Raw genomic sequence first — 19,172 nt, forward strand, 5'->3', positions numbered from 1 at the left:
GATCGCCGCGCCGGATGCCAGTCCGGCGCGCGTTTACCATCGAAAAGCCGGAAATTCGAGATTTCATCCTTCGTTAACCACGTCTTTGAACGCCAGCTTAACCAAAGCCGTTTACCAAGACTCTCGAAACATCCGGTCAGAACGTATTCGAGGATTACCGGGATCATGACGACAGCCACCAGACTTTTCAGCCGCCGAAGCGCGCTTGCCCTCGGCCTTGCCCTTCTCGCAGCAGCCTGCGCCAAGAGCCCGAGCGAACTCGACGGCCAGCTGGCCGGCGGGGCCGGCGGCGCCGGCGCCGCCACGCCCGGCAGCGCCCAGGACTTCGTGGTCAACGTCGGCGACCGCGTGTTCTTCGACACCGACAGCACCTCGCTCAACGCCGAGGCCCAGAGCGTTCTCGGCCGGCAGGCCCAGTGGCTGGCGCTCTACCCGCGCTACACCGTCACCGTCGAGGGCCACGCCGACGAGCGCGGCACGCGCGAATACAACCTCGCTCTCGGCGCCCGCCGTGCCAAGGCCGCCCAGGACTTCCTGGTGGCCCGCGGCGTCACCAGCACGCGCATCAGGACGATCTCCTACGGCAAGGAGCGCCCGGTCGCCCTCTGCGATCAGGACAGCTGCTGGGCGCAGAACCGCCGCGCCGTCACCGTGCTGAACACCGGCGGCTGACCTCCGCCCGCAGGAGCCATTGCGGACGCAGAACCGGCTTCCACTCTTGCCGGACTTGCTCCAGGCCGCCCACCCCAGGCGCGATCATCCCGACCTTCCCGCGCGGAAGGCCGGGATTTTCGCGTCATGGCCGCAATACCGCCGAAGTCCGGGGCTTTATGTCGGGAAACGACCGGACCGCCGGCGGCCATTCTCCGGGTTGCACCGACGGCGGCATCATGGTCCTGTCCGTCACGACGGCGTCCACCGGACGGACGCCGCGACAATCGCCTGGGGTACCCGCGCCAATGAGCCGCCTCTTCCGTCCGCCATCCCGTTTCCACCGCGCCGCGCTGGCCGCCACGCTTGGCGCCGCCCTTGTCGCCGCCGCGCCGGCCTCGGCCGGCTTCTTCGGCTCCGATCCGACGCCGCCCGCCGCCATCCCCGGCCAGGCCGACGCCGCCCAGCAGGCCGTCCGCATGGACGACATGCAGCAGCAGATGCGCGTCCTCAACGGCCGCCTCGACGAGCTGACCCATCAGATCGAGCAGTTGCAGAACCTCCTGAAGCGCGCCCAGGAGGACAACGAGTTCCGCCTGAAGGCGCTCGAAGGCGGCAAGGCGCCGCAGAAGCGCTCCGAGGCCGCACCGGCCGCCACTGCGCCGCCCACCGCCGCCACGGTCGCGACCGAGGCGCCGATGGATCAGGTCGGCGACGGCGGGCCGCTGCCGGCCGGCTTCGCCATCGACGCGCCCGGCGCGGTGGCCACCACGCCGCCGGCCGGCGGCGTCGGCGCGCCGCCTGCCCCGCTGGGCACGCTGCCGGGCAGCATGGCCGAGGCCGCTCCGCCGTCGGCCAGCGCCGTCGGCGGGCCGCTCGACCTGTCGGCGATCGCCCGTGGCGAGTTCATCCCGGCCGATACCGCCATCGCCACCTCCGGCGGCCTGGCCGCCGCCGCCAGTCAGGATCTCGCCGTCGGCGCGCCGCCGGCCGTGGTGCCGGCGCCCGAGCAGATGGCCGCCATCGCGCCGGCCACCGTCGATCCCGGCGCCGACTACGACCGCGCCTATTCCTCGATCGTCGGCGGCGACTATGCCGCCGCCGAGGCCGGCTTCAAGAAGTTCCTGACCGACTTCCCCGGCGATCCGCGCGCCGCCGACGCCCAGTACTGGCTCGGCGAGAGCTATTATTCGCGCCATCAGTACCGCGACGCCGCCACCTCCTACCTCGCCACCTACAAGAACCATCCGACCAGCCAGAAGGCGCCCGACAGCCTGTTCAAGCTCGGCCTGTCGCTGGAGGGCCTTGGCGAAGCCACCGCCGCCTGCGCCACCTATGGCGAGCTGAGCAAGAAGTTCCCCAAGGCGCCGGCCGGCCTGGTGTCGCGCGTCGCCACGCAGAAGCAGAAGCTCGGCTGCAGCTGACATGCTTGACCCCGCCTCGGGCATCGCCTTCCCCGAGTTGTCGCCGGCCAAGCTCGCCGCCCGCTTCTCGCCGCTCGCCGGCCTCGCCCGCCTCGGCGTCGCCGTATCGGGCGGCCCCGATTCCACCGCCCTGCTCATTCTCCTCGACCGCTGGCGGCGCGAGGGCGCTGTCCCCCCGGCCCTCGTCGTGCTCACCGTCGACCACGGTCTCCGGCCGGAAGCCGCTCGGGAGGCCGACGCCGTCGTCGCCCTCGCCACCCGCCTCGGCCATGCCGCCGAGAAACTGATCTGGCGCCATGCCGGCCCGCCGCCCGTCAGCGGCATCCAGGCCGAGGCGCGCGCCGCCCGCTATCGCCTGCTCTGCGAGGCGGCCCGCCGCCACCGGCTCGACGCCGTGCTCCTTGCCCACACCCGCGACGACCAGGCCGAGACGCTGCTGATGCATCTGGCGCGCGGCTCCGGCGTCGCCGGCCTCGCCGCCATGCCGGCCGAGCGGACGTTTGACGGCGTGCGCTTCCTGCGGCCGCTGCTCGACGTCGCCAAGGCCGACCTCGTCGCCCTGCTCGATGCCGCCGGCATCGCTTACGTCACCGATCCCTCCAACGCCGCCGACCGCTACGCCCGCGTCCGCGTCCGCAAGGCGATGCCGGCGCTGGCCGGCCTCGGCCTCACCGCCGACCGCCTCGCCGGCACCGCCCGCCGCATGGCCCGTGCCGAGGCGGCGCTCGCCGCCGCCACCGACGATCTCCTCGCCCGCTCTGCCGTCGATCACGCCGGCGTCTGGTCGGTGGACGCGGGCGTGCTGGCCGCCGCCCCGGACGAGATCGCCCTCCGCCTGATCGTCCGGCTGATCCGCGCCATCCGCCCGTCCGAGCATCCGCCGCGCGCCGAGGCGCCCGAGACCTGGCACGCCGCCTTCCGGGCCGGCGCTGCGCCGCGCCGCGCCACCATGGCCGGCGTGGTGCTGCATCTCCGGAGCGATCGCCTGTGGCTCTATGCCGAGGCCGGCCGCCGCGGCTTGCCGGAAACGCCGGTCGACGGCGACGGCATCCACCTCTGGGATGGCCGGCTCGGCGTCTCCATCGCCGGCTCGAATGGACGACGCCTGATCATCGGTCCCGGCGGCGGCGACCCCGGCGGCATGCCGGCCGCCGCCGCCGCCAGCCTGCCGGCGGTTCGCGCCGCGGACGGCGCCGATCTGCCGGCCGGGCTGACGATCGATATCCGGCCGATCGGTCCGGAATCCGTCGGACAGGACGAGGATTACCTACCCATGGCTTGGCAAGGCGGCGCCGACAACCTATCTTAACCCGACATGGGCCATGATGGCGCCGGGCCGAGCCCGGTCTCCCGGCACCTCCCGCATCCCGCGATGCGCCGCAAAGGTCGACGATGAACGCTAATTTCCGAAATTTCGCCCTCTGGGTCATCATTCTCCTGCTGCTGGTCGCGCTGTTCCAGCTGTTCCAGGGCTCGGACACCCGCCAGCCCGGCAACGATGTGGCCTTCTCCGACTTCCTGAAGAACGTCGACCAGGGGTCCGTGCGCGACGTGACCATCGTCAACCAGACGATCACCGGTCACATGCAGAACGGCGCCACCTTCCAGACTTACGCGCCCTACAACGCCGACTATATCAGCGACCTGACCAAGGCCGGCGTCACCATCGTCGCCCGGCCGCCCACCGAGAGCATCTCGCTGATCGGCATGCTGCTCAACTGGCTGCCGATGCTGATCCTGCTCGGCCTCTGGATCTTCTTCATGCGCCAGATGCAGGGCGGCGCCGGCGGCAAGGCCATGGGCTTCGGCAAGTCCAAGGCCAAGCTGTTGACCGAGGCGCACGGCCGCGTCACCTTCGACGATGTCGCCGGCATCGACGAGGCCAAGGAGGACCTGCAGGAGGTCGTCGAGTTCCTGCGCGACCCGCAGAAGTTCCAGCGGCTCGGCGGCCGCATCCCGCGCGGCGTGCTGCTGGTCGGCCCGCCCGGCACCGGTAAGACGCTGACCGCCCGCGCCGTGGCCGGCGAGGCCAACGTGCCCTTCTTCACCATCTCCGGCTCGGATTTCGTCGAGATGTTCGTCGGCGTCGGCGCCAGCCGCGTCCGCGACATGTTCGAGCAGGCCAAGAAGAACGCCCCCTGCATCATCTTCATCGACGAGATCGACGCGGTCGGCCGCCATCGCGGCGCCGGCCTCGGCGGCGGCAACGACGAGCGCGAGCAGACGCTGAACCAGCTCCTCGTCGAGATGGACGGCTTCGAGCAGAACGAAGGCGTCATCATCATCGCCGCCACCAACCGTCCCGACGTGCTCGACCCGGCCCTGTTGCGTCCCGGCCGCTTCGACCGCCAGATCACCGTGCCGAACCCCGACGTCAACGGCCGCGAGAAGATCCTGAAGGTGCATGTGCGCAAGGTGCCGATGGCGCCCGACGTCGACCTGAAGGTGCTGGCGCGCGGCACGCCGGGCTTCTCCGGCGCCGATCTGATGAACCTCGTCAACGAGGCCGCCCTCCTGGCCGCCCGCCGCAACAAGCGCATCGTGACGATGGGCGAGTTCGAGGACGCGAAGGACAAGGTGATGATGGGCGCCGAGCGCAAGTCGCTGGCCATGACGCCGGAGGAGAAGCGCAACACCGCCTATCACGAGGCCGGCCACGCCATCATCGCGCTGGTGCTCGACAAGACCATCGACCCCATCCACAAGGCGACCATCATCCCGCGCGGCCGGTCGCTGGGCATGGTGATGACACTGCCCGAGAGCGACCGCTACAACTGGACCTACGAGAAGGCGGTCGCCCGCCTGACCATGCTGTTCGGCGGCCGCGAGGCGGAGATCCAGACCTTCGGCCCGGAGAAGGTCACCACCGGCGCCGCCGGCGACATCCAAATGGCCACCAGCCTCGCCCGCTCGATGGTGATGGAATGGGGCATGAGCGAGAAGCTCGGCCGCGTCCGCTACCGCCCCAACGAGCAGGAGGTGTTCCTCGGCCACTCGGTCAGCCAGTCGACCAACATGGCCGACGAGACCGCCAAGCTGATCGACGAGGAGGTCCGCCGCTATATCGAGGAGGGCGAACAGAACGCCCGCCGCATCATCACCGACAACCACGACAAGTTCGTCGCCATCGCCGAGGCGCTGCTGGAGTTCGAGACGCTGACCGGCGAGGAGCTGCGCGGCATCATGGACGGCCGGCCGCCGGTGCGCGACGCCTTCGACGACACGACGCCGCCGCGTGGGTCGGCGGTGCCCGCCACCAAGCCGCGCCCCAAGGGCGAGGAGCCCGACGGCGCCGCGCCGCAGCCGTCGACCTGAGCGGCCGACGATCGCCATCGACAAGGACGCCGGGAAGCCGTTTCCCGGCGTTTTTCATTGGCGGGCCGTCAGTTCCCTCCGGCGATCCTGCCGATCAGATCGATCCGCCCGCAGCTACCGGTGGCCGGGACGATCTCCAGGCGCTCGCCGACCTCGAAGCGGTCGCGCGGCGTGCCGATCTCGAAGGCGTGACGGCAGGCATGGGTTCGGCCGTCGCGGTCGGTCCGCTCGAAGCGGAGGTCGGCCATCGTCACCGTCTTCGGCCCGTCCCGGTCATGGCGCTGTTCCTCCCACACCGCTTCGATGCGGGCGACGGCATGATCGAAAGATCTGAGCCGCCAGAAATAGAGCCCACCCAATCCAAGCCAGAACAGCAGGCCGCCGAACAGCAGCACGATATTCAGCGTCCGGAGCTGCCGCCTCACCCTGTCGTCAAGCTCCCGTCGCCTCATGAAATCTCCTGCCGGCGCCGGCGTCCGCCGGCCCGCCCTTGCGCCAAACGGCAATCTGCACCCATGCGCGGCCTGGCGAAAGCGTCGGCCGTCGGGAAAGGCAAAACGGCCGCCGGTGCTCCGGCGGCCGTCTGCAATCTCTCGCCGGAAAGGCGGGGGCCTTATCCCTGGGGGGTGCTGAGCGCCTGGCGCGCCGGCCCGTAGCCCGGCTTCAGCACCAGCGCCCGGTTGATCGAATCGCGGCCGGTCTGCGCGTCGCCGGTGCGGATCTGGGCGATGCCGAGGTTGGTCCAGAATTCGGCCGACTGCTTGTTGCGGTTGACCGCCGCCGCGAAGTCCTGCAACGCGTCCTTCAGCTTGCCGACCTGCATGCGGCTGAGGCCGCGGGCGTTGTAGGGCTCGGCGGCATTGGCGTCGAGCGCGATGGCGGCGTCGAGGTCGGCGATGGCGCGGATGTGGTTGCCCTGGCTCTGGTAGATCAGCGCCCTGTTGTAATAGGCCTTGGCGTCGGAGGTGTTCAGCGTCACCGCCTGGTCGAAGTCGGCCATGGCGAAATCGAGCTGGCCGGACTGGCGGTAGAGGATGCCGCGGCCGAGATAGGCCGGCTGGTAGCCGCCGTTGAGGCTGATCGCCTGATTGTAGTCGGCGAGCGCCGCCTGAGCCTGATTGAGCTGGCGGTAGATCAGGGCGCGGTTGTTGTAGGCCTGATAGAAGCCGGGATTGAGCTGGATCGCCATGGTGAAGTCGGCGAGTGCCGACTGGAACTGCCCGGCCTGACCGTAGGCGGAGCCGCGCACGTTGTAGTTCATCGCGTTCTGGGGATCGCGCTGGATGGCGGCGGTGAGCGAACCGATGTTGGCGGTGGAGCCGGCATTGGGATCGACCACCCAAGTCGTCGCCTCACGCCCCGAATCCGAAGTGGTGCAGGCGGCAGCCAGGAGACCGAGGGCGAGCGCGCCGGCAAAACCCCGAAGACGCGAAGAGTTCGCATGAAACCGCATCAATCCATCCCTTTCAGGCAAGGCCGCCGGCCCGGCGGGTTCGGCCTTCGGGCGGCGCCCCGATCGGCGCCGTTCGCCGGTCCGGACGGAAAAGGCCTCGCCGCCCGCCACCGGCATAACAAAAGAGACGGTCGACTCGCGTGACCGTCCCTCGACTTCGACAAACAACTGCGGGCGACGGTGCCCGGGGTATCAGTGGGTGCGGCCCTTGACCGACACCAGACCCTCGCGCTGCGCCCGCTTGCGCGCCAGCTTGCGCGACCGGCGAACGGCCTCGGCCTTCTCGCGCGCCTTCTTCTCGGACGGCTTCTCGTAATGGCCGCGCAGCTTCATCTCGCGGAAAATACCTTCGCGCTGCATCTTCTTCTTCAGCGCCTTGAGAGCCTGGTCGACGTTGTTGTCGCGAACGAGTACCTGCACGCCTGTTCTTCCCGTGTCCGGTCGCCGTGAAACCCGTCTCGCCGGGGCGGACCCACCCGCGGCAACGCATCTCAGGCGACATGATGAAACCAATCTCGCGGAAACGACGAATCTCCGCCGCAGCGCACCGGGGCACCGCAAGAGTGGTGGTTCTCTAGCAAATCGAGGCCGGCCTGTCCACAGCAGATCGGCGGATAGGCCGGAAAATGCGCCCGTCGCCCGGCGCGGCGCTTCCAGGATGCGGCCTCGGCGCCCCGGCGCACCAACCGTCCCGCCGCCCCGAGACTTCCGCGCCGATACCGGAAACCGCGTCACCCGGCTCGGGGTGATTGCCTATCCGAGGCCCGGTAGCGCATGGTTAACGCATTTTCGCCAAGATGCTCGGCATGGGATTTGCGAGAGGGACTCCGGGCCGGAGGCACGGTCCGCCCTTGATGAATGCCTGTGCGTCGGGATTGTCCTCACCATGTGCCGTTGGCTCGCCTATTCCGGTCGTCCGATCTTTCTGGATACCCTGGTTTCCAAGCCCTGCCATTCCCTGATCCACCAGAGCCAGTCGGCCACCGAATGCCTTGCCGCCACCAACGGCGACGGCTTCGGCCTCGGCTGGTACGGTGCCTGGGAGGAGCCGGGCCTCTATCGCGACGCCATGCCTGCCTGGAACGACGACAATCTGAAAAGCCTGACGCATCAGATTTCATCACCGCTGTTCTTCGCCCACGTGCGCGCCTCCACCGGCACGCCGACGACGCGCGTCAACTGCCACCCCTTCGTCAGCGGCCGCTGGATGTTCATGCACAACGGCCAGGTCGGCGGCTGGGACCGCATCCGTCGCCGTCTGGAGGCGCGCCTCTCCGACGCCCGCTACCGCGAGCGTTGCGGCTCCACCGATTCCGAAGCGCTGTTCCTGCTGCTCGACGCCGAAGACCTCGCCGCCGATCCGATCGCCGCCATGCGGGCGATGCTGGCCGAGACGCGCCGGGCAATGACCGAGGCCGGCGTCGACGAGCCGTTGCGCCTCACCGCCGCCCTCACCGATGGCAAGCGCCTCTACGCCTTCCGCTACTCCTCCGACGACCGGCCGCCCAGCCTCTACTGGCGGCAGGGCGACGACGGCATCACCGTGGTGTCCGAGCCGATCGACGCCGCCCACGAACAATGGACGGCCGTGGCGCCCAACAGCGTGCTGACGGTGGAACCGGGCGGCCGCGTCCGCCTCGGAAGCTTCGAGGTGGAGACCAGTCGCCGTCTCGCCACCCGCGTCGCCTGAGCCTTGTTCAGACGTCGACCCGGTTGACGTGACCCATCTTGCGGCCGGGCCGGCTCTCGGCCTTGCCGTAGAGGTGCAGCCGCGCGCGTGGGTCGGCGACGATCTCCGCCCAGGCATCGGCGTCGGCGCCGATCAGGTTTTCCATCACCGTCGGCGCGATGGTGGCGACCGAGCCGATCGGCCAGCCGGCGATCGCCCGCACGTGGTTCTCGAACTGCGAGGTCACCGCGCCGTCCTCGGTCCAGTGGCCGGAGTTGTGAACGCGCGGCGCGATCTCGTTGACGACGAGCTGCTCGCCGCCGTCCTTGCGCACCACGAACAGTTCGACGCCGAGCACGCCGACATAGTCGAGCGCCACGGCGATGCGCCGGCCGAGATCAGCGGCGGCCGCCGCCGTGGCGGGCGCGACGGCCGCCGGCACCCGCGTTTCCTTGAGGATGTGGTGGACGTGGGAATTCTCGCCGATGTCGTAGACCGCCGAGCTGCCGTCCGCCGCCCGCACCACGATGGCCGAGACCTCGATCGCGAAGGGAATGAGTGCTTCGAGGATCAGGTCGCGGCTGCCGAGTTCGACGACGGCGGCGGCCAGCGCCTCGCGGCTCTCCACCTTGCGCTGGCCCTTGCCGTCATAGCCGAAGCGCCGCGTCTTCAGGATGGCCGGCAGGCCGGTGACGGCGATTGCCGCGTCGATATCGACGAGGCCGCCGATGGCGGCGAAGGCCGCCACCCCGGCGCCAGCCGCCTTGAGGAAGGTCTTCTCGGCGAGCCGGTCCTGCGAGGTGGCGAGCGCCGCGGCGCCGGGCCGGAGGCGCGTGCGCTGGGCGATCACCTCGGCGGCGCGGGCCGGCACGTTCTCGAATTCGTAGGTGACGACGTCGCAGCGGTCGGCGAAGGCGGCCAGCGCCGCCTCGTCGTCATAGCCGGCGACGGTGTGGGCCTTCGCCACATCGAAGGCCGGGCTGTCGGGATCGGGGCAGTAGACGTGCATCGACAGGCCGAGCCGGGCGGCGGCCAGCGCCATCATCCGGCCGAGCTGGCCACCGCCGAGCATGCCGATCACCGAGCCGGGGGGCAGCATGTCAGGCGCCATCGACGGGCTCCCCGGCAACGGCGGCCGTCTGGCGGGCACGGAAGTCGTCGAGCCGGGCGGCGAGCGCCTCGTCCGACAGCGCCAGCACGGCGGCGGCGATGAGCGCCGCGTTGATCGCCCCGGCCTTGCCGATGGCCAGCGTACCGACCGGCACGCCGCCCGGCATCTGCACGATGGAGAGCAGGCTGTCCTGCCCTTTCAGCGCCTGGCTCTCGACCGGCACGCCGAACACCGGCAGCGGCGTCAGCGCCGCCACCATGCCGGGCAGGTGCGCCGCGCCGCCGGCGCCGGCGATGATCACCTTGAAGCCCTCGGCCTTGGCGCCCTTGGCAAAGGCGAACATCCGATCGGGCGTGCGGTGGGCGGAAACGATCATCGCCTTGTGCGGCACGGCGAGCGCTTCGAGCGTGTCGGCGGCGTGCCTCATGGTGGCCCAGTCGGACTGGCTGCCCATGATGATGGCAACAGGCGGCTTGTCGGTCATGCGGAACGTCCCCCATCCGCTCGGTCGGAAACCGTTCAAGGCGGTAGGGGAAAAGCCCGGCGATGGCAAGCCTTGGATGGCGGTTTCAGGCGATGATATCGGGAACCGTCTGGTCCTCGAGTTGCTGGATGCGGTCCCTCAGCACCAGCTTGCGTTTCTTGAGGCGCTGGATCTGGATGGAATCGGCGGTGCCGAGCGACACCATCGCATCGATCGCCGCGTCGAGATCCCGGTGCTCCTGGCGCAGTCGCGCCAGCTCCAATTGCACTTGTTCGTTGCCTTCTTCCTGCCCGGTCATCCAACGCACCCTTCGCCTCGTCCCTCGCCAGTCGGCGCCGACATTAATCTAGCAGATCCGCGCCGCCTTTTCATGGCCTTCGGCGGGGAAAGCCCCCGCTTTCCGTAACGGCGCCACCAACCCCGTGCTTCTACCGCTTGCCGCTTGCGGCGAATGTGACTAGACAACGTCGGCTTCCCGCGCCGGCTCAGGATTCGACCCGTTCCCTCGATGTCGTCTCCGTACTCCAAATCGATACAAGCCGGCGCTGGCCGTCGGCCGGAAGCGCATTTATGACGACGTCATGCATCTGATGGGCGTCTGACGCGTTAATGCCATCGAGGCTCGCTTCCGGCTGCGCGGCCGGTGCCGGCATTTTCGATGGACCAGGTTCCGCGGCAGACCCGACGGGCCGCCCGAGGCGGGAGAGAGGACATGAATATCAAGCCGCTCGGCAAGCGCGACCATCGCATCGACGTCCTGCGCGCCCTGGCGCTGTTGTCGATCTTCATCAACCACATTCCCGGCAACGTGCTCGAACCCTTCACGCACAAGAACTTCGGCCTGTCCGATTCCGCCGAAGCCTTCGTGCTGCTGGCCGGCGTTGCCTCGGCCTTCGCCTATTTCCCGCGCTTTTCGGCCGGCGCCGTCGCCCTGCCGCTCGCCAAGATCGGCAAGCGCGTGGTGGTGCTCTACGTCGCCCACCTCGCCTCGCTGATAGTCGGCCTCGGCATCTTCTGCTACGGCATGCTGCGCTGGGGCATGCCCATCCTCGACACGCCGCTCAACATCGACATCATCTACGCCGAGCCGACCAAGGCGTTCATCGGCATCCCCCTGCTGACGCAGCAGATCGGCTACCACAACATCCTGCCGCTCTACGTCTGCCTGCTGATCTTCCTGCCGGTGCTGATGCTGGTGGCGCGTTTCTTCGGCCTCGGCGCCATGCTGGCCACCTCGGTCGCCCTTTACGCCGCCGCCCATCTCTTCGCGCTCAACATGCCGAGCTATCCCGGCAACGGCGGCTGGTTCTTCAACCCCTTCACCTGGCAGCTGATCTTCGGCATCGGTTTCTTCATCGGCGTGCGCGTGCTGCGCGGCGAGACGCCGGTGCCCTTGTGGCGGCCGCTCTGGTGGCTGGCGCTCGCCTATCTCATCGCCGCCGGCATCTACCACCGCTACAATCTCTACGGCAGCATCCCCAACGTCTCCTGGCTGCCGCGCAACTTCCAGATCAACGAGAAGCCCTGGGTGGCGCTGCCGCGCCTCCTGCACATCCTGTCGCTCGCCTACGTCATCGGCCACAGCCGGCTGATCATGGGCGCTCTCGGCCGCCTGTCGCCGAACGGCGTGCTGTCGCGCATCGGCCGCAATTCGCTGCCGGTGTTCTGGCTGGGCACGGCGCTGTCGGTGGTCGGACAGGTGCTGCTGTTCGCCGCCCAGCCGGGGCCGGTCGTGCAGATCACCTTCCTCGCCGCCGGCATCCTCGCCCAGGCGGCGCTCGCCTACTTCCTCGACTACCTCGGCAAGGCATCGAGCCGCGCCAAGGCCGACAAGAAGACGGCGGCCGAAGTACCCGGCGAATTGCCCAGCGAGGTGGCCGCCAAGGACGCGCCGGCGGCGGCCTGACGCCGCCCCGGCGAGCCGGCCGGGCCTGGGACATGCGGCACCCATTCAGCAAAAACGCCACGGACGATGTCCGTGGCGTCATGCCGGATTAAGGTGTTCCGAACCGCATTGTCTGTCCTCAGTGCAGGACCTTGGCGTCGGCCGTAAGCTTCAGGATCTCGTCTTTCAGCGCCAGCTTTTGCCGCTTCAACTCATTGAGCGCCACGCCGTCAATGCTCGGGTGCTGACTGGCCTCGTCAAGCTCCCGTTCGAGGGCAGCGTGACGGCGCTCAAGTTCGGCGATATGCGACTGAACAGACATTCGGGCCTCCTTGCTGTGGACTGAGCCTCAACACAATCATCGTGTCATAATTCTGATATGAAGTCGATGGCTCCCCGCTTCAAGACGGCGGCCGCCGTTTATAAATTGCGTCTTTGGCCCATATCCTTGTTGTTAATTGCGAAAATGGCCCCTGCATGATTCCGGATGTTGCGATATCGACCAAGGTCTGACTGCCGGGGGTGCCAGCCGCCCGATCGATCGGCAGCGGTATACGGCCCTTTCCGGATGCGTCGGCGACGCCCGAAACGACAACGGCCGCCCCGAAGGGCGGCCGCCGCAAGACCATCCGGATGGAAGAGGATCAGAAGTCGTCGTCCTCGTCGGACTTGGGGGCGTTGAGGGCGTTGAGCTTGGCGAACACCGCCTCGGCGTCGAGTTCCTCCTCGTCGCGCGACGGCGCCCGGAAGCCGGTGAGCGCGTCCGGCGAGGTGGTCTCCTCGACCGGCAGCAGCGTCTGCGTCAGCACCTTCTCCGGCGACACCTTGCCCGCCTTCTCGACCTCCATGTCCAGCTCGATCTGCGAGCAGAGGCCGAGCGTCACCGGATCGGCCGGCGTCAGGTTGGCGGAGTTCCAGTGGGTACGGTCGCGGATCTGGGCGATCGTCGTCTTAGTGGTGCCGACGAGGCGCATGATCTGCGCGTCCTTCAGCTCGGGATGGTTGCGCACCAGCCACAGGATGGCGTTCGGCCGGTCCTGGCGGCGCGACACCGGCGTGTAGCGCGGGCCGCGGCGCTTGGCCTCCGGCACCCGCACCTTGGGGTCGAGCAGCTTCAGGCGGATCGAGCCGTCCTTCTCGGCCTTCTCGATATCCTCGCGGGAGAGCTGGCCGGTCAGGATGGGGTCGAGGCCCTTGATGCCCTGCGCCGCCTCGCCGTCGGCGATGGCCTTCACCTCGAGGGCGTGCAGCTTGCAGAAGGCGGCGATCTGGTCGAAGGACAGGGCCGTGTTCTCGACCAGCCAGACGGCGGTTGCCTTGGGCATCAGGGGGGTCGACATCGATAAATCCTCTTCGCTGGTCCACCGGCCTTCGCCGGCGGCCCTCCGTCTCGTATCACGATGACCGGGGAATGCCCCCTATATACAGATCGCCCCGCCGTTCCGCAATTGACGAAGGGCAGTTTTCTCAGGCGCCGCCGGGCACCAGCACGATCTTGCCGATGTGGTCGGTCTCCAGCGCCGCGTGCGCCTCGGCCGCCCGATCGAGCGGCAGCACCCGGTCGATCACCGGCGCGACGGAGCCGGCCGACAGGAGCGGCCAGACCTTGTCGTGGAGCGACGCGGCGATCGCCGCCTTGAAGGCCGCCTCGCGCGGCCGGAGCGTCGAGCCGGTGTGGACGAGCCGCTTCTGCATCAGCCGCCCGAAGTTGGCGGTCGCCTTCGCCCCACCCAGGAAGGCGATCTGCACGATGCGGCCGTCGACGGCGGCAAGCTCGTAGTTGCGGTCGACATAGTCGCCGCCCACCATGTCGAGGATGACGTCGACGCCGCGCCCGCCAGTCGCCGCCTTTAGCACAGTAACAAAATCCTCCTCGCGGTAGTTGACCGCCACCTCGGCGCCGAGCTGCCGGCAGGCGGCACATTTCTCGGCGCTGCCGGCGGTGGCGAACACGCGCGCCCCGAAGGCGCGGGCAAGCTGGATCGCCGTGGTACCGATGCCCGACGTGCCGCCGTGGACGAGGAAGCTTTCCCCGGCCTGAAGGCGCGCCCGGTCAAACACGTTGGACCAGACGGTGAAGAAGGTCTCCGGCAGCGCCGCCGCCCGGACGGCGTCATAGCCCTCCGGCCAGGGCAGACAACTGCCGGCCGGCGCCATGCAGTATTCGGCGTAGCCGCCGCCGGCCACCAGCGCCGTCACCCGGTCGCCGACCGCCAGTTGCCGCACGCCGGCGCCGATGGCCGCCACCCGGCCGGCCACCTCGAGGCCGGGAATGTCGGAGGCGCCGGGCGGCGGCGGATAGCCGCCCTGCCGCTGCAGGGCATCCGGCCGGTTGACGCCGGCCGCCTCGACGGCGATCAGCACCTCGCCGTCGGAAAGGGCCGGCAGCGGCCGTCGCGTCGGCTGCAGCACCTCCGGCCCACCGGGGCGGCTGATCTCGATCACCAGCATGTCGGATGGCAACGCGGTCATGGCGGGCTTCCTTCATCTTCGGGCGCGGAGGCACTCCTGCCGCCGGCGGCCAGTCTACAGATGCTTCTCCATGATGGAAAACACCTCTCCGTGCTTTGCGAAGGTCTCGACCACCGTCCATCCCGACCTGGCGTAGAGGCTGGCCGCGCTGGCCGTATAGAGGAAAAGGCGCGGCAGGGCCGCCTGCCGGGCCAGCGCTTCCAGCGCGTCGATCAGGCGGCGGCCGTGGCCCTTGCCGCGATGGCCGGGCGCGACATAGAGACCGGCCAGCCAAGGGTTGAGGTCCGGCCGGCCATCGAGATCGTCGAGGCAGAGAGCCACCATGCCGATGGGCTGATCATCCTCGAGCAGCACCTGCACGATGGGCATCAGCTCGCGGCTCGCCGCGCAGCGAGCCTCGAACGCCAGCATCTCGGCGAGGCTGGTATCGCCGTCGCCGAAGAACGCCTGCCAGCGCCATGTGCCGGTGACGGGCGCAAGATCGGGGCGCTGGCGGGTGGTGACGATGGTCAGGGTCATGGTGGTTTCCGTTACGGCGTCGATTGTCATTAAGCACGCAGAGGCGCGCCACCGCCAATCCTCGTTGGCAGTCCGGATTGCCGGCTGGTGCAAAGCCCCCTCTTCGTCGTCTTGACAGTCCGCGCCGCCGAGCCTTCACTTCCCCCTTGGTGTCGCACACTTGGAGGATGGAGGAACCCCGATGATCATCGATGACGATCGGCCTCAGCCGCCCGCCGCGCATGTCGTCGGCCAGGATCTGTCGCATCTCTCCGTCGCCGATCTCCGCGAGCGCGTCGACCTCCTGCGCGCCGAGATCGCCCGCATCGAGGAAGCCCTGCGCCTCAAGGACGACGTCCGCAACGCCGCCGACTCCCTGTTCAAGTTCTAGGACAAGCCCGGCGGATACGGCAGACGCAGTCCATCAGGCGAACCGTGACCGCCGGACAGGCCCCGGAAATTCGCCGGCCGGCGAAATCCATCGGGGAACTATTCATTGTTAAGGGCGCATTTACCAGTTTCGTTTATCAAGAAGTCGATCCGCACGGTTGGATCGCGAGTGGCTCCTGTCACTCTTTTGACGCCTCCCTGTTCAACTTAGGAAGGGCCGCCCCTGGGCGGCCTTCTTTTTTGGCCGGCCGGCGCGATAGTCTTCACCCCGATTTGCAGAGACTCCAACCCCACTTTGCGTTAACCTTTCCTTCATGTCCGGGCCGGCGGCCACCGCCCCTGGCATGGCTGTTGCGACCCTGCCCGTCATGTCGGGCGACTGTCCCGGAAGGGGATCGATTGCGTCCCCTGCTGGGGATTGCGGGGATGAGCGGCGGCTGCCGTCGGCTTTTCCTTGGCGAGCGGTGCCCGTCAAGTCCAGGTCATGGGCGGCGGAGCCGAGCGTGTGGTGTAGAGGTGGCGTGATGAGTGACTTTTCCGGCAATTCCCATTCCGGCACGGAGGCCATCGCCTTCGGCGCGCGCGCGCTCAATTCGGAGCTGTTCCGCGACCTGTTCCGCGAGGGCATGGCACTGGTCGAGGAGACGGCGGCCTATCTCGACGGCGAAGGCCGCGCCGAGAGCCGGTCGCTCGGCCGCGCCGCCACGCTCGCCTATTCCACCGAGTCGATGCGCCTCACCACCCGCCTGATGCAGATCGCCTCCTGGCTGCTGATGCAGCGCGCCGTCAACGAGGGTGAGATGTCGCCCGACCAGGCGCGCAGCGAGAAGAACAAGGTCCGCCTCGATTTCCAGCCGCCGGTGATGTCCGGCCCGCTGTGGGACGAATTGCCGGCAACGCTGCGGGCGATCATCGAGCGCACCGACCGCCTGCACGAGCGCATCGTCCACATGGACAAGGCGATCTACACCGCCGCCGCCGCGCCGGCCGCCAACGCGATCGCCCGCGACATCGATCGCCTGGCCAGCGCCTTCGGTGCCCGCCGCGTCGACGACTGATCCCTCTCTCGCGGCCCGAAGGCGCGGGGAGGCGCCGGGCGGGCCGCCGTTTCCGGCCCATCCTGCGATGCCGGAAACAAAACCCCGGCGAGCGCCGCTCGCCGGGGTTCGTTATTTCTATGCTGTCGTGGCAGCGCCTTACTTCTTGGCGAACAGGCCACCGAACTTGGAGTTGAAGCGCGACAGACGGCCGCCGCGGTCCATCAGCTGCTGCTGACCGCCGGTCCAGGCCGGATGCACCTTCGGGTCGATGTCGAGGTTCAGCGTCGCATCCTTGGCGCCGTAGCACGAACGGGTGACGAACTCGGTGCCATCGGTCATGACGACCTTGATGTCGTGATAGTCGGGATGAATGCCCTGCTTCATCTTTTCGGTCCTTTCCGGCGTCCGCGAGGACGCGATCGTTGACGCCGGCCTTGTCGGGGCGCCCGGTTACGGGATGTCGGCCGCGCGGCGGTTCCTCAGAGGAACGAGCCGCCCCGAGGAACACCTCGGGCGGCTCGCTTCCGGTCCACCGCATGGCCCGGTCGGGCGCCTCTATAGCGCAAAGCCTCGGCGCGGACAAGCGCGAGATGGCGCCGATGGCGCTGTTCCCGGCCCAATCGTACGACCTATCCTCAGCCGGCGTCGACGACGGCGGGAACCTGCTCGCGGGCCATGGCCTTCATCGCCTCCTGCACCTTCTCGAAGGCGCGCACCTCGATCTGGCGGACGCGCTCGCGGCTGACGCCGAACTCGGTCGACAGGTCCTCGAGCGTCATCGGGTCCTCGGCCAGCCGCCGCGCCTCGAAGATGCGGCGCTCGCGATCATTCAGCACGCCGAGCGCCCGCTTCAGCATGGCGCGGCGCTGGTCGAGTTCCTCGGTTTCGGCCAAGACCGTTTCCTGGTCGTCGCGCTCGTCGACCAGCCAGTCCTGCCACTCGCCGCTCTCGCTGTCCGAGCGCAGCGGCGAATTGAGCGAAGCGTCGCCGGAGAGACGCCGGTTCATGGAAACCACGTCTTCCTGGGTGACGCCGAGCTTGGTGGCGATGGCCTCCACCTGGTCCGGCTTGAGGTCGCCGTCGCCAAGCGCCTGCAACTGGCTCTTGGCCTTGCGAAGGTTGAAGAACAGCCGCTTCTGGTTGGCCGTGGTGCCCATCTTGACCAGCGACCAGGAGCGCAGGATGTATTCCTGGATAGCCGCCTTGATCCACCACATGGCGTAGGTGGCGAGGCGGAAGCCCTTGTCCGGCTCGAAGCGCTTCACCGCCTGCATCAGGCCGACGTTGCCCTCGGAAATCACCTCGCCGATCGGCAGGCCATAGCCGCGATAGCCCATGGCGATCTTGGCGACCAGCCTGAGATGAGACGTGACGAGCTTCTGCGCGGCTTCGCGGTCGTCGTATTCGACGTAGCGCTTGGCCAGCATGTATTCTTCCTGCGGCTCAAGCATCGGAAAACGGCGAATCTCGTCGAGATAGCGGCTGAGGCCGCCCTCTCCGGCGGCGATCATCGGCAATGTGGTTCGGGCCATCGAGCACCCCCGTTGTCGTTCATGGGACCGCTCCCGGACGGACACGGCTCTCCCCCCGGCGCCCCGTCGGCGAGCGCGCCGATAGCCGAATATAGGAACAATCCCGGCATTTTCATGAGTAACTGACGAAAAAGCCTAAAGTTCCCGGAAAGCCGCCACAAGGCCGGCCATGTCGTCCGGCACCTCGCTTTCGAAGCGCAGCAGCTCGCCGCTGACCGGATGTTCGAAGGCGATGAGATAGGCGTGCAGCGCCTGGCGCGGGAAGGCGCGCACCGCCGAGGCCGCTGCCTCCGGCAGCCGGTTGGCCTTGGTCAGGAAATGCGCGCCGTAGACCGCGTCGCCGATCAGCGGATGGCCGGCGGCGGCGAGGTGGACGCGGATCTGGTGCGTCCGTCCCGTTTCGAGATGGCACTCGACCAGCGAAGCGGCGGCGGCGCGTCCCGAAGCGGCGGGAAAGCGCTCGGCCACCTCGTAATGGGTGATCGCCGCCTTGCCGCCGGCGCCCTTGACGATGGCCATCTTGGTACGGTCGGATGATGAGCGGCCGAGCGGCGCCTCGATCGTGCCCCGGAACGGCTCCGGGCTGCCCCAGACCAGCGCCAGATAGCCGCGCTCCAGCGGGCCGGTGCGGCCATGGTCGGCGAACTGGGCGGCGAGGCCGGCGTGTGCCCGGTCGGTCTTGGCCACCACCATCAGGCCGGTGGTGTCCTTGTCGAGCCGGTGGACGATGCCCGGCCGGCGCACGCCGCCGATGCCCGAGAGGCTGTCGCCGCAATGGGCGATCAGCGCGTTGACCAGCGTGCCGGTCCAGTTGCCGGCCGCCGGATGCACCACGAGACCGGCCGGCTTGTCGATGACGATCAGATCGTCGTCCTCGTGGACGACATGGAGCGGGATGTCCTCGCCCTGCGGCTCGGCGTCCTCGGCCGGCGGCACCAGCACGGCGAGATCGAACCGGCCGGCCAGCTTCCTCGCCGCGTCGGTGACGACCGCGCCGTCGACGCTGACCGCCCCAGCCTCGATCAGCGCTTTCAGGCGCGAACGGCTGACGTCGGGAAAGGCCTCGGCGACCAGCTTGTCGAGCCGCGTCCTGGCCGCCGCCTCGATGGTGGCCGTCCGTGCCTCGCCGCCCTCGTCCTGCACCTCGTCTTCCGGGCCGATATCGTCCTCGTCCGCCATCGTTTCCCCTTGCCACGCGTCGACAAACCGCGCCGGATTCGCTAAATGCCGGCTATCGCAGAAATCCGC

Annotated in this window: 21 protein-coding genes; 8 read left to right on the forward strand and 13 right to left on the reverse strand. The window is 68.7% G+C overall.

The annotated features are described in order from the left end of the window. Positions 1–165: 165 nt before the first annotated feature. The 4 genes from pal (at position 166) to ftsH (ending at position 5,390) form a co-directional block, all read left to right on the forward strand. Complete coding sequence (pal, locus tag H512_RS0113825; RefSeq protein ID WP_026783962.1) at positions 166–672, forward strand: peptidoglycan-associated lipoprotein Pal; 507 nt, start codon at positions 166–168, stop codon at positions 670–672. A 287-nt stretch (positions 673–959) separates the two neighbouring features. Further along, the gene (gene ybgF, locus H512_RS0113830) at positions 960–2,075 is read left to right on the forward strand and encodes a tol-pal system protein YbgF (protein ID WP_053239869.1); all 1,116 of its coding nucleotides are present in this window, start codon (positions 960–962) and stop codon (positions 2,073–2,075) included. Between the two features lies 1 nt (position 2,076). After that, entirely contained in the window at positions 2,077–3,384 is a 1,308-nt protein-coding gene (gene tilS / locus H512_RS24035; protein ID WP_084798488.1) for a tRNA lysidine(34) synthetase TilS, read from the forward strand. A gap of 83 nt (positions 3,385–3,467) precedes the next feature. Then, the gene (ftsH, locus tag H512_RS0113840; protein WP_026783964.1) at positions 3,468–5,390 is read left to right on the forward strand and encodes an ATP-dependent zinc metalloprotease FtsH; all 1,923 of its coding nucleotides are present in this window, start codon (positions 3,468–3,470) and stop codon (positions 5,388–5,390) included. Between the two features lie 68 nt (positions 5,391–5,458). Here ftsH and H512_RS0113845 read toward each other — a convergent pair whose 3' ends face one another. From H512_RS0113845 to rpsU, 3 genes are all read right to left on the reverse strand, one after another. Beyond that, positions 5,459–5,842, reverse strand: a complete 384-nt coding sequence (locus H512_RS0113845) for a hypothetical protein (protein ID WP_245585413.1) — start codon at positions 5,840–5,842, stop codon at positions 5,459–5,461. Between the two features lie 161 nt (positions 5,843–6,003). Then, positions 6,004–6,843 (reverse strand): tetratricopeptide repeat protein, encoded by an 840-nt coding sequence (locus tag H512_RS0113850; RefSeq protein WP_036791724.1) that lies wholly within the window; start codon positions 6,841–6,843, stop codon positions 6,004–6,006. Between the two features lie 192 nt (positions 6,844–7,035). After that, a complete protein-coding gene (gene rpsU / locus H512_RS0113855; RefSeq protein ID WP_026783967.1) occupies positions 7,036–7,263 on the reverse strand; it encodes a 30S ribosomal protein S21 in 228 nt (75 codons plus the stop codon). Between the two features lie 466 nt (positions 7,264–7,729). On the opposite strand from rpsU, the gene H512_RS24040 reads away from it, so the two are divergent. After that, complete coding sequence (locus H512_RS24040; RefSeq protein ID WP_084798489.1) at positions 7,730–8,533, forward strand: class II glutamine amidotransferase; 804 nt, start codon at positions 7,730–7,732, stop codon at positions 8,531–8,533. Positions 8,534–8,540: 7 nt separating this feature from the next. Here the strand turns inward: H512_RS24040 and H512_RS0113865 are convergent, their stop codons facing one another. The 3 genes from H512_RS0113865 to H512_RS0113875 all read right to left on the reverse strand — a co-directional run bounded on the left by H512_RS0113865 (position 8,541) and on the right by H512_RS0113875 (position 10,405). Further along, entirely contained in the window at positions 8,541–9,623 is a 1,083-nt protein-coding gene (locus H512_RS0113865) for a 5-(carboxyamino)imidazole ribonucleotide synthase (protein ID WP_026783968.1), read from the reverse strand. Continuing rightward, positions 9,613–10,107 (reverse strand): 5-(carboxyamino)imidazole ribonucleotide mutase, encoded by a 495-nt coding sequence (purE, locus tag H512_RS0113870; protein WP_026783969.1) that lies wholly within the window; start codon positions 10,105–10,107, stop codon positions 9,613–9,615. Before purE ends, H512_RS0113865 begins: the two co-directional genes overlap by 11 nt. An 85-nt stretch (positions 10,108–10,192) precedes the next feature. Continuing rightward, a complete protein-coding gene (locus H512_RS0113875) occupies positions 10,193–10,405 on the reverse strand; it encodes a YdcH family protein (RefSeq protein WP_026783970.1) in 213 nt (70 codons plus the stop codon). A 414-nt stretch (positions 10,406–10,819) separates the two neighbouring features. On the opposite strand from H512_RS0113875, the gene H512_RS24045 reads away from it, so the two are divergent. Further along, on the forward strand, positions 10,820–12,013 hold the full coding sequence (locus tag H512_RS24045) for an OpgC family protein (RefSeq protein ID WP_053239870.1): 1,194 nt from the start codon (positions 10,820–10,822) through the stop codon (positions 12,011–12,013). 118 nt (positions 12,014–12,131) lie between these two features. Here H512_RS24045 and H512_RS0113885 read toward each other — a convergent pair whose 3' ends face one another. The 4 genes from H512_RS0113885 to H512_RS24050 form a co-directional block, all read right to left on the reverse strand. Further along, positions 12,132–12,314: a YdcH family protein gene (locus H512_RS0113885; RefSeq protein WP_026783971.1), complete on the reverse strand. Its 183-nt coding sequence runs from the start codon at positions 12,312–12,314 to the stop codon at positions 12,132–12,134. A gap of 322 nt (positions 12,315–12,636) precedes the next feature. Then, on the reverse strand, positions 12,637–13,332 hold the full coding sequence (locus tag H512_RS0113890) for a DUF1013 domain-containing protein (RefSeq protein WP_026783972.1): 696 nt from the start codon (positions 13,330–13,332) through the stop codon (positions 12,637–12,639). A gap of 127 nt (positions 13,333–13,459) precedes the next feature. Next, entirely contained in the window at positions 13,460–14,464 is a 1,005-nt protein-coding gene (locus H512_RS0113895) for an NAD(P)H-quinone oxidoreductase (RefSeq protein WP_026783973.1), read from the reverse strand. Positions 14,465–14,518: 54 nt separating this feature from the next. Beyond that, positions 14,519–14,983: a GNAT family N-acetyltransferase gene (locus H512_RS24050; RefSeq protein WP_053239871.1), complete on the reverse strand. Its 465-nt coding sequence runs from the start codon at positions 14,981–14,983 to the stop codon at positions 14,519–14,521. A gap of 181 nt (positions 14,984–15,164) precedes the next feature. Between H512_RS24050 and H512_RS0113905 the strand changes: the two genes are divergently transcribed. Then, positions 15,165–15,353: a DUF1192 domain-containing protein gene (locus H512_RS0113905; protein WP_026783974.1), complete on the forward strand. Its 189-nt coding sequence runs from the start codon at positions 15,165–15,167 to the stop codon at positions 15,351–15,353. Positions 15,354–15,876: 523 nt separating this feature from the next. Beyond that, complete coding sequence (gene rcdA / locus H512_RS0113910; protein WP_053239872.1) at positions 15,877–16,410, forward strand: protease adaptor protein RcdA; 534 nt, start codon at positions 15,877–15,879, stop codon at positions 16,408–16,410. Between the two features lie 138 nt (positions 16,411–16,548). Here rcdA and rpmE read toward each other — a convergent pair whose 3' ends face one another. The 3 genes from rpmE to H512_RS0113925 form a co-directional block, all read right to left on the reverse strand. After that, a complete protein-coding gene (gene rpmE, locus H512_RS0113915) occupies positions 16,549–16,776 on the reverse strand; it encodes a 50S ribosomal protein L31 (RefSeq protein ID WP_026783976.1) in 228 nt (75 codons plus the stop codon). Between the two features lie 251 nt (positions 16,777–17,027). Next, on the reverse strand, positions 17,028–17,924 hold the full coding sequence (gene rpoH / locus H512_RS0113920; RefSeq protein WP_026783977.1) for an RNA polymerase sigma factor RpoH: 897 nt from the start codon (positions 17,922–17,924) through the stop codon (positions 17,028–17,030). Positions 17,925–18,059: 135 nt separating this feature from the next. Further along, positions 18,060–19,103 (reverse strand): RluA family pseudouridine synthase, encoded by a 1,044-nt coding sequence (locus H512_RS0113925; RefSeq protein WP_036791728.1) that lies wholly within the window; start codon positions 19,101–19,103, stop codon positions 18,060–18,062. Between the last annotated feature and the right edge of the window lie 69 nt (positions 19,104–19,172).

It is taken from the genome of Pleomorphomonas koreensis DSM 23070 (genome assembly GCF_000425185.1).
In the GTDB taxonomy this organism is placed as follows: Bacteria; Pseudomonadota; Alphaproteobacteria; order Rhizobiales; family Pleomorphomonadaceae; genus Pleomorphomonas; species Pleomorphomonas koreensis.

Excerpts from the sequence above, each read along its gene's own strand:
- rpmE (WP_026783976.1), bottom strand. The coding sequence starts at position 16,776 with ATGAAGCAGGGCATTCATCCCGACTATCACGACATCAAGGTCGTCATG.
- tilS (WP_084798488.1), top strand. The coding sequence starts at position 2,077 with ATGCTTGACCCCGCCTCGGGCATCGCCTTCCCCGAGTTGTCGCCGGCC.
- H512_RS0113905 (WP_026783974.1), top strand. The coding sequence starts at position 15,165 with ATGATCATCGATGACGATCGGCCTCAGCCGCCCGCCGCGCATGTCGTC.
- purE (WP_026783969.1), bottom strand. The coding sequence starts at position 10,107 with ATGACCGACAAGCCGCCTGTTGCCATCATCATGGGCAGCCAGTCCGAC.
- H512_RS24040 (WP_084798489.1), top strand. The coding sequence starts at position 7,730 with ATGTGCCGTTGGCTCGCCTATTCCGGTCGTCCGATCTTTCTGGATACC.
- H512_RS0113925 (WP_036791728.1), bottom strand. The coding sequence starts at position 19,103 with ATGGCGGACGAGGACGATATCGGCCCGGAAGACGAGGTGCAGGACGAG.
- ybgF (WP_053239869.1), top strand. The coding sequence starts at position 960 with ATGAGCCGCCTCTTCCGTCCGCCATCCCGTTTCCACCGCGCCGCGCTG.
- H512_RS0113890 (WP_026783972.1), bottom strand. The coding sequence starts at position 13,332 with ATGTCGACCCCCCTGATGCCCAAGGCAACCGCCGTCTGGCTGGTCGAG.
- H512_RS24045 (WP_053239870.1), top strand. The coding sequence starts at position 10,820 with ATGAATATCAAGCCGCTCGGCAAGCGCGACCATCGCATCGACGTCCTG.
- ftsH (WP_026783964.1), top strand. The coding sequence starts at position 3,468 with ATGAACGCTAATTTCCGAAATTTCGCCCTCTGGGTCATCATTCTCCTG.
- rcdA (WP_053239872.1), top strand. The coding sequence starts at position 15,877 with ATGAGTGACTTTTCCGGCAATTCCCATTCCGGCACGGAGGCCATCGCC.
- rpoH (WP_026783977.1), bottom strand. The coding sequence starts at position 17,924 with ATGGCCCGAACCACATTGCCGATGATCGCCGCCGGAGAGGGCGGCCTC.
- pal (WP_026783962.1), top strand. The coding sequence starts at position 166 with ATGACGACAGCCACCAGACTTTTCAGCCGCCGAAGCGCGCTTGCCCTC.
- H512_RS0113885 (WP_026783971.1), bottom strand. The coding sequence starts at position 12,314 with ATGTCTGTTCAGTCGCATATCGCCGAACTTGAGCGCCGTCACGCTGCC.
- H512_RS24050 (WP_053239871.1), bottom strand. The coding sequence starts at position 14,983 with ATGACCCTGACCATCGTCACCACCCGCCAGCGCCCCGATCTTGCGCCC.
- H512_RS0113850 (WP_036791724.1), bottom strand. The coding sequence starts at position 6,843 with ATGCGGTTTCATGCGAACTCTTCGCGTCTTCGGGGTTTTGCCGGCGCG.
- H512_RS0113895 (WP_026783973.1), bottom strand. The coding sequence starts at position 14,464 with ATGACCGCGTTGCCATCCGACATGCTGGTGATCGAGATCAGCCGCCCC.
- H512_RS0113865 (WP_026783968.1), bottom strand. The coding sequence starts at position 9,623 with ATGGCGCCTGACATGCTGCCCCCCGGCTCGGTGATCGGCATGCTCGGC.
- H512_RS0113845 (WP_245585413.1), bottom strand. The coding sequence starts at position 5,842 with ATGAGGCGACGGGAGCTTGACGACAGGGTGAGGCGGCAGCTCCGGACG.
- H512_RS0113875 (WP_026783970.1), bottom strand. The coding sequence starts at position 10,405 with ATGACCGGGCAGGAAGAAGGCAACGAACAAGTGCAATTGGAGCTGGCG.